Source organism: Pseudomonas fluorescens, assembly GCF_001648775.1.
GTDB classification, from domain to species: Bacteria; Pseudomonadota; Gammaproteobacteria; order Pseudomonadales; family Pseudomonadaceae; genus Aquipseudomonas; species Aquipseudomonas fluorescens_M.
Genome location: NZ_LVEJ01000026.1, coordinates 21768 through 35266, shown reverse-complemented (window position 1 = coordinate 35266; position 13499 = coordinate 21768). Strand labels below are relative to the sequence as shown.

Annotated in this window: 13 protein-coding genes and 1 pseudogene; 9 read left to right on the top strand and 5 right to left on the bottom strand. The window is 61.1% G+C overall.

Features of this window, described 5'->3' with window-relative positions:
- Window positions 1-72: 72 nt before the first annotated feature.
- Complete coding sequence (locus A8O26_RS23015; protein WP_064120015.1) at window positions 73-1284, top strand: cytochrome c biogenesis protein DipZ; 1212 nt, start codon at window positions 73-75, stop codon at window positions 1282-1284.
- 15 nt (window positions 1285-1299) lie between these two features.
- Here the strand turns inward: A8O26_RS23015 and A8O26_RS23010 are convergent, their stop codons facing one another.
- Window positions 1300-1761, bottom strand: a complete 462-nt coding sequence (locus A8O26_RS23010; protein WP_064120014.1) for a GNAT family N-acetyltransferase — start codon at window positions 1759-1761, stop codon at window positions 1300-1302.
- A gap of 225 nt (window positions 1762-1986) precedes the next feature.
- On the opposite strand from A8O26_RS23010, the gene A8O26_RS23005 reads away from it, so the two are divergent.
- Together A8O26_RS23005 and A8O26_RS23000 are read left to right on the top strand one after the other, a co-directional pair.
- Window positions 1987-2259 carry a DUF4242 domain-containing protein gene (locus tag A8O26_RS23005; RefSeq protein WP_064120013.1) on the top strand — a complete coding sequence of 91 codons (273 nt, stop codon included), beginning with the start codon at window positions 1987-1989 and terminating at the stop codon, window positions 2257-2259.
- A 33-nt stretch (window positions 2260-2292) separates the two neighbouring features.
- The gene (locus tag A8O26_RS23000; protein WP_064120012.1) at window positions 2293-3105 is read left to right on the top strand and encodes a class I SAM-dependent methyltransferase; all 813 of its coding nucleotides are present in this window, start codon (window positions 2293-2295) and stop codon (window positions 3103-3105) included.
- Between the two features lie 149 nt (window positions 3106-3254).
- Here A8O26_RS23000 and pcsA read toward each other — a convergent pair whose 3' ends face one another.
- Window positions 3255-3977 (bottom strand): phosphatidylcholine synthase, encoded by a 723-nt coding sequence (gene pcsA, locus A8O26_RS22995; RefSeq protein ID WP_064120011.1) that lies wholly within the window; start codon window positions 3975-3977, stop codon window positions 3255-3257.
- A gap of 259 nt (window positions 3978-4236) precedes the next feature.
- Here pcsA and A8O26_RS22990 point away from each other — a divergent pair, with 259 nt between their 5' ends.
- The 4 genes from A8O26_RS22990 to ligD all read left to right on the top strand — a co-directional run bounded on the left by A8O26_RS22990 (window position 4237) and on the right by ligD (window position 10153).
- Window positions 4237-5001, top strand: coding sequence for a tellurite resistance TerB family protein (locus A8O26_RS22990; RefSeq protein WP_064120010.1), 765 nt, complete (start codon window positions 4237-4239; stop codon window positions 4999-5001).
- A 169-nt stretch (window positions 5002-5170) separates the two neighbouring features.
- Window positions 5171-6547, top strand: coding sequence for an iron-containing redox enzyme family protein (locus A8O26_RS22985; RefSeq protein ID WP_064120009.1), 1377 nt, complete (start codon window positions 5171-5173; stop codon window positions 6545-6547).
- A 13-nt stretch (window positions 6548-6560) separates the two neighbouring features.
- Window positions 6561-7514 carry a methyltransferase gene (locus tag A8O26_RS22980; protein ID WP_064120008.1) on the top strand — a complete coding sequence of 318 codons (954 nt, stop codon included), beginning with the start codon at window positions 6561-6563 and terminating at the stop codon, window positions 7512-7514.
- 17 nt (window positions 7515-7531) lie between these two features.
- Complete coding sequence (ligD, locus tag A8O26_RS22975) at window positions 7532-10153, top strand: DNA ligase D (protein ID WP_064120007.1); 2622 nt, start codon at window positions 7532-7534, stop codon at window positions 10151-10153.
- Here ligD and A8O26_RS22970 read toward each other — a convergent pair whose 3' ends face one another.
- The 3 genes from A8O26_RS22970 to sodC all read right to left on the bottom strand — a co-directional run bounded on the left by A8O26_RS22970 (window position 10154) and on the right by sodC (window position 11629).
- Window positions 10154-10555, bottom strand: coding sequence for a hypothetical protein (locus A8O26_RS22970; protein ID WP_172828198.1), 402 nt, complete (start codon window positions 10553-10555; stop codon window positions 10154-10156).
- A gap of 80 nt (window positions 10556-10635) precedes the next feature.
- Window positions 10636-10950, bottom strand: coding sequence for a DUF2388 domain-containing protein (locus A8O26_RS22965; RefSeq protein WP_016983279.1), 315 nt, complete (start codon window positions 10948-10950; stop codon window positions 10636-10638).
- Between the two features lie 157 nt (window positions 10951-11107).
- Window positions 11108-11629 (bottom strand): superoxide dismutase family protein, encoded by a 522-nt coding sequence (gene sodC, locus A8O26_RS22960; protein ID WP_064120005.1) that lies wholly within the window; start codon window positions 11627-11629, stop codon window positions 11108-11110.
- 224 nt (window positions 11630-11853) lie between these two features.
- Between sodC and A8O26_RS30700 the strand changes: the two are divergent.
- Both A8O26_RS30700 and A8O26_RS30695 read left to right on the top strand, forming a co-directional pair.
- Window positions 11854-12630 (top strand): annotated as a pseudogene (locus A8O26_RS30700) (MCP four helix bundle domain-containing protein); the annotation flags it as partial.
- Entirely contained in the window at window positions 12625-13488 is an 864-nt protein-coding gene (locus A8O26_RS30695; RefSeq protein ID WP_437339888.1) for a methyl-accepting chemotaxis protein, read from the top strand. The pseudogene A8O26_RS30700 and the gene A8O26_RS30695, both read left to right, overlap by 6 nt.
- Window positions 13489-13499: the final 11 nt, after the last annotated feature.

Here is a 13499-nt window from a genome sequence, read left to right as displayed (position 1 = left end):
TTTCGGTAAATAACCCTGTGGTGCGGGATAAGCCCTTCGCCACAGGGCCCACTATTTTCAGGGTGACCCATCATGTACTTAATCGCATTCCTCGGCGGTCTGTTGACCGTTCTCAGCCCGTGTATTTTGCCGGTGGTGCCGTTCCTGTTCGCCGGCGCCAACCGCCAGCGCTCGTCGATCCTGCTGACCCTTGGTGGCATGGCGCTGACGTTCGCGCTGATTTCCAGCCTGGCCGTGGTCAGCAGCGAATGGGTGATTCAGGCCAGCAACAGTGGCCGGCACATTGCGCTGGTGGTGATGGTGTTGTTCGCGCTGTCGCTGATTTCCGCGCGTGTCGGTGACTGGCTGACCCGGCCGTTGGTACTGCTCGGCAATCGCCTCGATGCAAGCACGCGTAAAAGCGCCGGGCCAATGGGCTCGATCATGCTCGGTGTCGCCACTGGCCTGTTGTGGGCACCGTGTGCCGGGCCGATCCTCGGCGTGATTCTGACCGGGGCGATGCTGCAAGGCGCCAATGCTCACACCAGTTTGCTGCTCCTGGCGTACGGCGCCGGCAGTGCGTTGTCGTTGGGGGCCTTGGTTTTCGCCGGGCGTGGGCTGGTCAATCGGCTGAAACCATCGATTCCGTTCACCGGTTGGTTTCGGCGCGGCGCTGGTGTGGCGGTGCTCGCGGCCGCAGCAGTGATCTCCACTGGCGCCGACAAGACGCTGCTCGCTGGCACTTCTTCCGAAGGCGTCGCCAGCGTCGAGAAAAGCGTGCTGGAAAACATGCCGAAAGTCGTCGACTACTTCGTCAACAAAGTCCGCGCCGATACGATGCCGGAGCAAGGCCACGGCGCGATGCCGTCGTTGTCCGGCGCCGTGCAATGGCTGAACTCCCCCGAGCTGAGCGCCGAATCCCTGCGTGGCAAAGTGGTGCTGGTGGATTTCTGGACCTACGACTGCATCAACTGCCAGCACACGCTGCCGTACGTCAAAGACTGGGCGCAGAAATACCAGAAGGACGGCTTGGTGGTGATCGGCGTGCATACCCCGGAATACGGCTACGAGCGGATCATCGACAACGTCAGGGATCAGGTGCAAAAGCTCGGCATTACCTACCCGGTGGCCATCGACAACAACTACGCGATCTGGCGCCACTTCGACAATCAGTACTGGCCGGCGCATTACCTGATCGACGCCAAGGGGCAGGTGCGTTACAGCCACTTCGGCGAAGGTCGTTACGAAGCGCAGGAGCAGATGATTCAGCAGTTGCTCAAGGAGGCGAAGGCACCTGCAGCCTGATCAAGCCACAATGGCTCAGAGGTCGCGCACCATGAGCCATTGCTCGTTGTCCCAGGCGTGAAAACGCTCCAGCACCTGCCAGCCGCGTTTGGCGTAGTAGTCCTGCCTGGTCTGCGTGTGCAGGTACAAATGCGCCAGTCCGCGATCTTTGGCCTCCTGACAAATCCCTTTGATCAAGCGTTCTGCCAGGCCTTGTCCACGAGCTTGCGGGCTGACGAACACACAGGCCAGCCATGGGCCGAGATCGGGCCGCCGGGCAAGGTCATCGCGTGCCAGCGCGGCGCCGCCAAGCAAGCGCTCACCGTCCATGGCGATCAAGCAGGACCAGTCCCCGTTGCGTTGGCCTTCGGCAAATTCGCGCTGCCATTCGGCCAACGGTTGGTGGGCGTATTCGTAGGCAAACTGGCGGTGAATCCACTCGGCATAGCGGTCGCTATGGTGCAGGTGATGTGCAAGCCAATCGAGTTGCAGTGACATCGGCAGAGTCCGTTGCAGAGGCGAGCGTGCATCAAAAACCAATCCCCGCTCGTTGGCAATCCTCAAGCTGTTGCACACGCTTAACAGATCCGCGCCGCTCATCGGCAAAGCGGCCGTTTTGCCGGGCCGCCGGACGATTGGCAGGGACGGCGCGCGGCGTCGGCGCGATAGTGGGCGAGCAGGGCCACTGCCGGCCTTGCCACATAACAAGAACGCGAGGTTGCCATGCCGAAATTCGTGATTGAACGCGAGATTCCAGGAGCCGGAAAGCTGTCGGAGCAAGAACTCAAAGCCGTGTCGCAAACGTCCTGCCAGGCGTTGCGCGAACTCGGTCCGCAAGTGCAATGGCTACAGAGCTACGTCACCGCCGACAAGATCTATTGCGTGTACATCGCCCCCGATGAAGCGCAGGTGCGCGAACACGCCAGGCTCGGTGGATTCCCGGCCAACAGCGTGGCGCGGGTGGTGACGGTCATCGATCCGACCACGGCCGAATGATGCCGGATTCAAACTTTGGTGGAGTTCGCCTGCATGAGTACACCGATTGATCTGACTACCTTGAAGGAACGCCAGAAAGTCGCCTGGGCCAGTGGCGACTATGCGGTGATCGGCACGACGTTGCAGATCGTCGGCGAAAACCTCGCCGAAGCCTGCGACCTGCGCTGCGATGAGGAGGTGCTGGATGTCGCCGCCGGCAACGGCAATGCGACGCTCGCTGCGGCACGGCGAGGCTGTCGGGTGATGTCTACCGATTACGTCGCCGCCTTGCTCGAACGCGGCCAGGATCGCGCCCGTGCCGAGCATCTGGAGGTCACGTTTGAAGTGGCTGATGCCGAGGCACTGCCGTTCGCTGACGGCAGTTTTGCCGCCGTGCTGTCGACCTTCGGCGTGATGTTTGCGCCGGATCAGGACAAGGCTGCCGCCGAATTGGCGCGTGTCTGTCGCCGGGGCGGGCGCATTGGACTGGCCAACTGGACGCCGGAAGGTTTTGTCGGGCAGATGTTCAAGACACTGGGCCGGCATCTGCCGCCACCGCCCGTGGCTCAGCCACCCTCGAACTGGGGCACGGAAGCGTGGCTGCATGAGCATTTCGATGATCGCGACTTTGTTGTGCAGGTGACCCGCCGCGAATTCAATTTCCGCTATCGCTCGGCCGCACATTTCATCGATATTTTTCGCCATTGGTATGGGCCGGTGCACAAGGCCTTTGCGGCGTTACCGCCGGAGAGCGGGCAGGCGCTGGAAAGTGATCTGACGGATCTGCTCAATCGCTCGAATCGCGCCGGGGAGGGTTCGCTGGTGGTGCCGAGTGAGTATCTGGAGGTGGTGATCAGCAAGCGCTAAGCAGAAACAAATCTTTCAGCCTCATCGCATAACCCTGTGGGAGCGAGCCTGCTCGCGAAAGCGGTGTGCCAGTCGATAAATAACTCGGCTGATACACCGCCTTCGCGAGCAGGCTCGCTCCCACAATGATTGAGGCAAGGCATCAAGGCCTATTTCGAATGCGTCCGATCAAACCATTCCAGCGCCGTGCGCCAGATGCAGATCCCCAGAAAATACGCCGACATCAGCAACCACAAGCCCATCACCATCGGATTGATCACCGGGTGGTTGAGCACCAGCGACAAACTGCACAGCAGCCAGATCGCCGTCACCGCGATGTTGATCGGCATAAAGCGGCGCACGCGGAACGGGTGCAGGAATTTCATCCGCGTTACCGTCAACAGCGCCAGACCGATGACCGTCAGGAACGTGATCCACGGTCCCGGCCCGATGATGTACAGACACAGCGCAACGACGTTCCAGGCCGCGGGGAAACCAACGAAATAGTTGTCCTTGCTCTTCATGTTGACGTTGCAGAAACAGAACAGCGACGACACCAGAATCAGCGACACCGTCAACAGCAGGGTGTAGTCAGGCAATGGAATGTAGCGATAGATGAACAGCGCTGGAATAAACACATACGTCAGGTAATCGATGACCAGGTCGAGGATCGAGCCGTCGAAACTCGGCAGCACCGATTGCACATTGACCTTGCGTGCCAGCGCGCCGTCGAGGCCGTCGACGATCAGCGCCACGCCCAGCCACATCAGGCAGTGGGTGGGCTGGTTTTCCAGGAGGGCGAGGGTGGCGAGAAAAGCGGTGACCACGCCGGTCGCGGTAAAACCATGGGCGCCCCATGCTTTGAGCCTGGCGATGTGTACGGTCGATATCACGGGGGCGTTCTCCAGAAAGTGAAGCAAGCCGGGTATCACCCTTAAATAGAAGGGCGCCGGCAAACCGGGTCGGGGTTGCAGCTATCGACCGGTTTGGCCGGGATAAGGTTCACCCTCCTTGAATCTTAGCTGGCCACTGGAAAAATACGCAGGCCAGAATCATTCCGCTATCGAGTGTCAGCCAAACGGTGCTGGCGCTACGGCTGCAGGGGGCTATCGTTGCCAGACGCAGTCACTGCCTATGCCTGAGGATGACGTCATGAACACCAGCGATTTGCTCGAACAACTGCTGCGAGGCCAGGCCTCGGCGGGACAACAACGTGGCGCTTCGGCCGGTGACGGTCTCGGCGGTCTGGGTGGGTTACTCGGCGGTCTGCTCGGTGGCGGCGGTCAGGCCAGTGCGGGTGGCGCAGGCGCGTCCGGAGGGCTGGGTGGGCTCGGCGGTTTGCTCGGTGGCTTGTTGGGCGGCGGCGGTGGTGGGTTAGGCGGTGCACTGGGCGGTGCGCTGGGTGGCGGCACGCAAAGTCGCTCCGGCGGCACCAATTATGCGGCGCTGGCTTCGCTGGGGATGATGGCGTATCAGGCGTATCAAGCCTGGCAGCGCAGTCAGGCCAGTGCAGCACCGCAACAGATCCCGCAAACGGCCGATCTGCTGGCCGGCCCCGAGGTTGAAGAACACAGTCACGCTGTACTGCGGGCCTTGATCGCAGCAGCCAAGGCTGACGGGCGTATCGATGAAACGGAAAAACACTTGATCAGTAGCGAAATCGGTAAACACACCGACGATCCGCAATTGCAGCAATGGCTCGACGCTGAAGTGGCGAAACCGCTGGATCCTGCAGAAGTGGCACAGTCCGCCAACGGTGACCCGGCCGTGGCTGCCGAAATGTACCTGGCCAGCGTGATGCTGGTGGATGATCAGCAGGACGCCGAGCGCAGTTATCTGGATGAATTGGCGGCAGCGCTGCAGATCGATCCGGATTTGCAGGTGCATCTCGAACAGCAAGCGAAGGGCCAGGCATAGAAAAGCCCACCCGGGTCATGGTGTTTATCGGATAAGTCCCTGCGGACGGCGGCAATCCGCCGTCCGTCCGGGCATTTTTCACGGCGATTGAATTTTTCCCAGGCGCAGCCCCTCTGCTGCTGTAGAGGCGTATGCATCAGCGTCCTGCCAACCGACCGGGAAATTTGCCATGACTGTCCTGACACGCCTGCACTCTGTGCCGGCACATCCACAAGCGATCGATCCTGTCGGCAATGTTCGGCAGATTTATCAAGCGTTGTTAACTGAAGAAAATCCCCGCGATCTCGCCCAGGCGTTTTTGCAGGAACAGTTGCAACGCGCCGCAGACATCAGTGAAACCCTGCCGCAAGACCCGACAACCTGGCACGACTGGGTTGCCGCGCATAGCGCCGACGTCGCCCGCCAGTACGCCGATTACCTGCAACAACGCAAGGCCGGCGGCCCTCGACAGTTCTTCCGCAGCAAGGCTCAGGCGCTGTACTTTCTGCAAGCGGTCGCGCCGACCAAACTGGTTGACGGCGCCTGGCTTTCGGGCCTGTTGACGCAGTGGCAGGATCCGCGTTTTGCCGGCTTGCTCAGTACTTATCTGGAAGAGCTCGGTGAGGGCAATCCAGCGCAGAATCATGTCGTCATCTACCGCAAGTTGCTCGCCGACCACGATTTGCAGGACAGCAGCGCCATCGCCGATGAACGCTACCTGCAAGGCGCGCTGCAATTGGCGCTCGGCATTGGCGGCATGGATTATCTGCCTGAGGTGATCGGCTACAACCTCGGCTACGAACAGCTGCCGTTGCACCTGTTGATCAGCAGTTATGAACTCAGCGAACTGGGCATCGACCCGTACTATTTCACCCTGCACGTGACCATCGACAACGCCAGTACCGGCCATGCACAGAAAGCCGTGCAGGCGGCACTGGATCTGCTGCCACTGACGGCCGATCGTGGCGAATTTCTGCGGCGAGTGTCGCTGGGCTATCGGCTCAATGATCTGGGGCAGGGCAGCCGCGCGATCATTGAAGGTTTCGACCTTGAACACGAGTTGTTGGCGATGCTGGAGCGCAAGCGGCCGTTCGGCCAACACATGCATTCCGACTACTGCCGTTTCGAAGGACAGACCGTCAATCAATGGCTGGCCGCGCCGGAGCAGTTGCCCGGTTTTCTTCAAGCCATGCAAAACAAAGGCTGGATCAAACGCAATGAAGACCCACAGGCCAGCCGTTTCTGGCAACTGATCGCTGGCGATGGTGCGGCGATGTTCGGCGTGTTCAGTGCCTACGAAAAACAACTGCTGCACGACTGGATTGCCGGCAGCTGGACGGCGCCTCACGCCGCCAAACCGATTCGACGTCACAGCCAGACATCGGCGGCTGCCGTGGTCCCCGAGCAGGACCTCGACGTGCAGCAATTGCTCGCCACGCTGCAAGGTCAGAACCCGGTCGAACAAATGGCGACGCTGCTGCCGTGGCTGGCACCGGCGCGGCATGCGCATCCGGCCGGATTGCTCGCCACGCGCCGTTTCATTGAACTCAAGTCCCGCCTGCCTTAAGGAGAGCTGCCCGATGAATCATGAAGAGCATCTGTGCGCCAATGACCTCGCACTGCTGCAACTGGGCCGGCGTTTGCAAGCTGACGGTTATCGCTTCGTCACGCCAACGCCGCTGACCCACCAACGGGTCAACCAGCGTGACGAGGGCCAGGCTGTCGATTGCTTGCGCGATGTGTTCGGTTGGTCGCGGCCGTTTGAGGCCGGTTTACTGTCCGCCGATGAATTGCGGCAATTGCACGACGCTCAGGTTGTCGAGGCGTACGACGGCCGCTTCAAGAGCCGGGTGCGTTGGTCGAGCCTGGATGATTTGTTGTTCGTGCATTCGGCGTTTCCCACCGATGCCGCCGACGCGGTGTTTTTCGGCCCCGACACCTATCGATTCGCCCAACTGATTCACGCCCACTTGCAGCAGAACTTCGCGCCCATCCATCGCGCTGTCGACATCGGTTGTGGCGCTGGCGTCGGGGCGATCCTGATCGGCCGTGCGCGCCGCGAAGCGCAAGTGTTGGCGCTGGACATCAATCCTGCGGCGCTGCGTCTGACCACGATCAACGCCGCGCTGGCCGAAGTGGCCAACGTCGATGTGTGCGCCAGCGATCTGTTGCAAGGCGTCGACGGCGAGTTCGACCTGATCGTCGCCAACCCGCCGTATATGGCGGATCCAGCCGCGCGCGCCTACCGTAATGGCGGCGGCAAGTTGGGCGCCGGGCTGTCGCTGCGCATCGTCGAACAAGCACTCAATCGACTGACCCCCGGCGGTTCGCTGTTGCTCTACACCGGCGTGGCGATGGTCGATGGCCACGATCCGTTTCTCGCCACCGTACTGCCACGCCTGGATGAGAAACGCTTCGGCTGGACCTACCGCGAACTCGATCCCGATGTCTTCGGCGAAGAACTGCTCAATCCCGGCTATCAGCGGGTCGACCGGATCGCCGTTGTGGCGTTGACCGTGACCCGAACAGGCTGACACAAGGCAGGTGCGTGATGAACAGGAACCTCGACGATTACAACCGCATGCGCGACTTCTCGGCGACAGCGGAACCGGCGGCGGTGAAGCGCCAAGGCCGCAAAACCGCCAGCGATCACGCTTTGCAGTTCTGTATCCAGAAGCACGACGCTTCGCACCTGCATTACGACTTTCGCCTGGAGCTCGACGGTGCGCTGAAGAGTTGGGCGGTGCCTAAAGGGCCGTCGCTCGACCCCAAGGTCAAGCGCCTGGCGGTGCATGTCGAAGATCATCCGCTCGATTACGCGACCTTCGAGGGCAGCATTCCCGAAGGGCATTACGGTGCCGGCGATGTGATTGTCTGGGATCGCGGCGTGTGGATACCGCTGGAGGACCCGCAAAAGGCCTACGTCAAAGGCAAGCTCAAGTTCGAATTGCAAGGCGAGAAGCTCGGCGGGATCTGGAATCTGGTGCGCACGCACATGCCGGGCAAGAAAGAGCAGTGGTTTCTGATCAAACACCAGGACAGCGCCGCGCGCCCGCAGGATGATTACGACGTACTGGTCGCCGAGCCGGACAGTGTGTTGAGTGAACGCACGATTGTCAGCAAACCGAAACTGGCGGCCGAACAGAGCAAGCCGCAGAAGAAAGCAGCGGCCAAACCGCGCAAGGCGGCCAGCGGCCAACTCACCGGCGCCCACAAGGCGAAACTGCCCGCGCAACTCAAACCGCAACTGGCGACCCTGGTCGACAGCGCACCGCAAGGGCAGTGGAGCTACGAGATCAAGTTCGACGGTTACCGAATCATGGCGCGGATCGATGGCGACCAGGTGCAACTGTTCACCCGCAATGGCCATGACTGGACGCACAAACTGCCGCAACAAGCCGAGGCGCTTGCCGCGCTGGGCCTTGAGTCAGCCTGGCTGGACGGCGAAATGGTGGTCGCCAACGAGCAAGGCGTGCCGGATTTTCAGGCGCTGCAAAATGCTTTTGAGGCCGGACGCAGCGGCAACATCCTTTATTACCTGTTCGATCTGCCGTATCTCAACGGCGTCGACCTGCGCGAAGTGCCGGTCGAAGAGCGCCGCGCGGCGCTGGCCACCGTGCTCGGTGCGCATGAACAACCGTTGCTGCGCTTCTCTGACGCGTTCGACGAAACCCCGGACGCATTGCTCAACAGCGCCTGTCAGATGCAGATGGAGGGCCTGATCGGCAAACGTCTCGGTTCGCCTTACGTGTCGCGCCGCAGCGGCGACTGGATCAAGCTCAAGTGTAAACATCGTCAGGAGTTTGTGATCGTCGGTTACACCGACCCGAAGGGTTCGCGCAGTGCCTTCGGGGCATTGTTGCTGGGCTTGCATGATCGCGACAGCGGCGAGTTGCGTTACGCCGGCAAGGTCGGCACCGGGTTCAATGAAACCACCTTGAAAAGCATTCTGGCGCAACTCAAACCCTTGCAGGTCAAGAAGGCTGCGGTGGTCAATCCGCCGAGCGGCTTTGAAGCCAGAGGCGTGCATTGGTTGAAACCGAAGCTGCTGGCCGAAGTGGCTTTCGCTGAAATGACCAAGGACGGCTCGGTGCGCCACGCCGTGTTCCATGGCTTGCGCGATGACAAACCGGCCAAGGACATCACCGAAGAGCGAGCGCAGCCCGTGAAGACTTCCGAGAAAAAAACACCTGCGAAGAAAGCGACGGATAAGAAAACCACTGAAAAGAAACCGCTGAAAAAAGCCTCCGCGAGCAAGGCCGAAACCGCACCGTCGCAACTCGGCCTCGCCAACGGCAAGGTGCGCATCACCCACCCCGATCGGGTGATCGACGCGGTGAGCGGCACCACCAAGATGCAACTGGCCGAATATTACGCCAGCGTCGCCGAATGGATCCTGCCGCAACTCAAGGATCGCCCGGTGGCACTGGTTCGTGCACCGGACGGCATCGCCGGTGAGTTGTTCTTCCAGAAGAACGCCGAACGCCTGGCGATCCCCGGCATCAGCACGCTGGACAAGGACGTCACCGGCCAACCGGTGATGCTCATCAACAACGCTGAAGCGCTGATTGGCGCGGTGCAGATGAGCACCGTCGAACTGCACACCTGGAACGCTACCACGGTGGATCTGGACAAGCCCGATCGCTTCGTCCTCGATCTCGACCCGGACCCGGCGCTGCCGTGGAAAAGCATGGTCGAAGCCACCGCGTTGACCCTCACGGTGCTCGATGAACTGGGGCTCAAAGCGTTTCTGAAAACCAGCGGCGGCAAGGGTATTCACCTGGTGGTGCCACTGACGCGCAAACTCGGCTGGGATGAGGTCAAGGACTTCAGCCATGCGATCGTCAGTCATATGGCCAAGCTGTTGCCGGATCGTTTCTCGGCGGTGTCCGGGCCGAAAAACCGTGTCGGTCGGATCTTTATCGATTACCTGCGCAACGGCCTGGGCGCTACCACCATTTGTGCCTACGCGGCGCGCACGCGCGAGGGATTGCCGGTCTCGGTGCCGCTGTTCCGCGAAGAGGTCGCCGACCTCAAGGGCGGCAATCAATGGAACATTCATAACGTGCTTGAGCGCTTGGCAGAGGTCGGCGATGAGCCATGGGCGGACATGAAGAAAACCCGCCAGAGCATCACCGCCGAGATGCGTAAACGGGTCGGCATGAAAAAGTGATCAGGTGTCGCGCAGCAAGTCGTGCGCGTTGAGCAGTTCGAAGGCGATCTGCGGGTGATTTTCCAGGCCCCGGCGAATCGCAGCGGGAATGGCTGCGCGGGTCTTGCGGCAGAGCCCTGGCAATTCGTCGATCTGAATGGCGATGCCGCGCATGGTCCGTACTTCGTTGAAGCCGGGGGCGACGTCGACGCGAATGCCCAACTGCTCAAACATGCGCTGTTGCAAGCGCCTGAGATCGTCCAGATCCTTGAGCAGTTCCAGGCGTGCGAGTAGGCGCTTTTCTTCCTCGCGGGTCAGACGCAGGATGCGCAGGTCCGCGCCGGGCGTCTCCAGCAACGGGTCGCGCCCGCAATTGCAGGCGCCGGGCGGGCAGGGGGAGCGCATTGGCGAAGGTGTCGTCATGGCCTCCATCATAGAGGCCGTCGAACAGTTTTGCCTATGAGCTGTCAGCGGCCGTCCATCGGCTGCCGGTTCCCTGACCGCTACTGATTCAGGCCTTCGTAATGCACCAGAATCGCGTTGGCGAGGTCTTCATCGCTGGCGTTGATGCCTGGGTTGTCCTGGCGAACCTGTTGCAGCACCGACTCAAGATAAACCCCACGGATGGCCCCGCCGCTGGCGACGAATGCAGACAAGTCGTCACGGGCCGGAATCACCATTTTGTGATCCTTGAAGGTCGAGTACAGCGACGCGGAGACACCCGCCGAGGTCGCAACGTCGCCCGCATCGACGCGGGCCAGCGCCGAACCGACCGGCAGGCATAAGAGTAAAGAAGAAACGAGCACTAACTTGCGCATGACGGTATTCCTCCACAAGCGCGAAGCAAAAGGGAAGTACTACATAATGTGAGAGGTGCGCCGTGGTTGGGAGTTCCGTGCGGCGAAAAAGTCTGCGCAATTGCACAACCGACGCGGGCATGCCGTTGCGGCTTGCCCGGTCTTCAGGCGGGCGTGATCAGATCACGCCACAGGCCATGCGGTCACCGCCGCCGCCCAAGGGTTTCGGCATGTCCGAGTGGTTGTCGCCACCGGCGTGGATCATCAACGCGTGGCCCTTGATCTCGGCGATCTTCTTCAGGCGCGGCGCCAGCACCGGATAGTTGGCGATACCGTCTGCGGTGACGTAAACCGCCGGCAAGTCGCCCAGGTGTCCATCGGCGTAAGGGCCCAGATGCTTGCCGGTTTTCTGTGGGTCGAAATGCCCACCGGCGGCCAGTGCAGCGCCTTTCACGCCGTCCTTCATGCCCGCTTCGCAACTGCCGTTTTCGTGGACGTGGAGACCGTGCACGCCGGCCGGCAGGGATTTCAGGTCAGGGGTGAATAGCAAGCCGTACGGCGTTTCACTGATGGTGACGGCGCCGATCGCCTGCGGTGCGCCATCAGCGCTGACCAGGTTGATGGCGACTTTTTCGCTGGCCGCCTGAGCGGTGCCGAGAACGAAGGTGCCGAGCAGTCCCAAATACAGTGCGCGTTTCATAAGCGTTCCTTTTGCTGCATGAGTGTTTTCAACGACGGACTCAATAGCCTGCCGGCATTAACCGGCGATGAAGGCGCTGGCCGTGTACGTTGGAAAATGAGACTGGCCTCTCAAAGCGAAAGTTTTACCGCTGTGACCGCTTGAACGGACACCTGCTGACACGCTCTGGCGCGGCAGACCTGCGCAAATAGGCTTAACTGAAGCTCTGACAGGCGCTTGCGAGCATGGCCAAGGAGAAAATAACGGTGTCGATCAAACTGCGTTTAGTGTTGCTGATTGTGACAAGCCTGCTGACAGCGTTGATCGTCAGTCTGGTCAGTTACGTCGGCAATCTTCGAATGGCCTCGGCGGTCAGTGATAACGCGGTCAGCATGAGCGCGCTGCGTAATCATATGGAAGCCGACATGATGCACGACGCGCTGCGCGCCGACGTTTACTCGGCGATGCTGGTGGGGTTGGGCAAAAGCACCAATACGCCGGCAGAAGTGCGCGCGTCGATTGACGAGCACGCCGGGCATTTTCGTGAAGTGCTCGAGGAGAACCTCAAGCTGCCGATCAATCCTGCGTTGCGCACGGCCCTGGAGCAGATCAAACCGAGCCTCGATACCTACATCAATGCGGGCGAACGGATTGTCGGCCTGGCGCTGGATAACCCGGACACGGCGCAGCAGGAACTTGGCACGTTCAACGCGGCATTCAGTCAGCTTGAAGAACAGATGGCTGCCCTCAGCGAGTTGATCGAAACCAATACCCGGCAAACCAGCGCCGGCACCGAAGCGGCAATCCGCAATGCCAACATCGCCCTCGGCGTGGTGTTGCTCGCCAGCCTGTTGTTGCTGTTGGCGCAGGGGCGCTGGGTCATCCTCAGCATCATGGGGCCGCTGAAGTCCGCCAGCCGAATCGCCGAGAGCATTGCCCACGGCAACCTCAGCGAACCGATCGCCGAGCCGTCCGGCAAGGATGAAGCGAGTGTCCTGATCCGCACGCTGGCGACCATGCAGCGCGATCTGCGCAACATGATCGACGTGGTGCGCCGTAACGCCCACGGCGTCAGTGGCATGAGCGAGCAACTCAGCCATGGCTGCCATCAGGTGGCTGACAGCAGTCAGCAACAAAGTGTCGCCGCCGGCACCATGGCCGCTGCCGCCAGCCAGATGACCGCGAGCATCGAGGAGATCACCCGTCACGCCGAACGAGCACTGGGCATGGCCAATCAGGCCGAGTCTCTGGCAAAGAATGGCGGGCAGGTGATCCACCAAGTGGTCAGCGACATGGACGACATCGCCCGCTCGGCGCAACAGTCGGCGCAGGTGATTCGCACGCTGGATCAAGAGTCTGAAGGCATCTTCAACATTATTCAGGTGATCAAGAGCATCGCCGACCAGACCAACCTGCTGGCGCTCAACGCGGCGATTGAAGCCGCCCGCGCCGGCGAGCAGGGCCGGGGTTTTGCGGTGGTCGCCGATGAAGTGCGCAGTCTGGCGGCGCGCACCAGTGCATCGACTCAGGAAATCGCCGCAATGGTCGCGCGCATTCAGAACAGCACGCGGGAGGCGGTCAGCAGCATGGAGGCGGGGGTCGCGCAGGTCGACAAGGGCATGGCGGTGACGGCGGATGTCGAGCGGGCCATCCGCGAAATCCTTGAAGCGACGTTGAGCACGACACAACTGGTCAACGACATCACCCGCACGATTGGTGAGCAGAGTCAGGCCAGTAACGAGATCGCGCATCAAGTGGAAATGATCGCGGGGATGTCCGAAGGCAACAGCCGGGTGATCGGGCAAACGGCGAACACCACCGATGAGCTGTCGAGCCTGGCGGGGCAGTTGGCGCAGTCGGTGGATCGGTTTCGGTTGTAGTGGTGAAATCT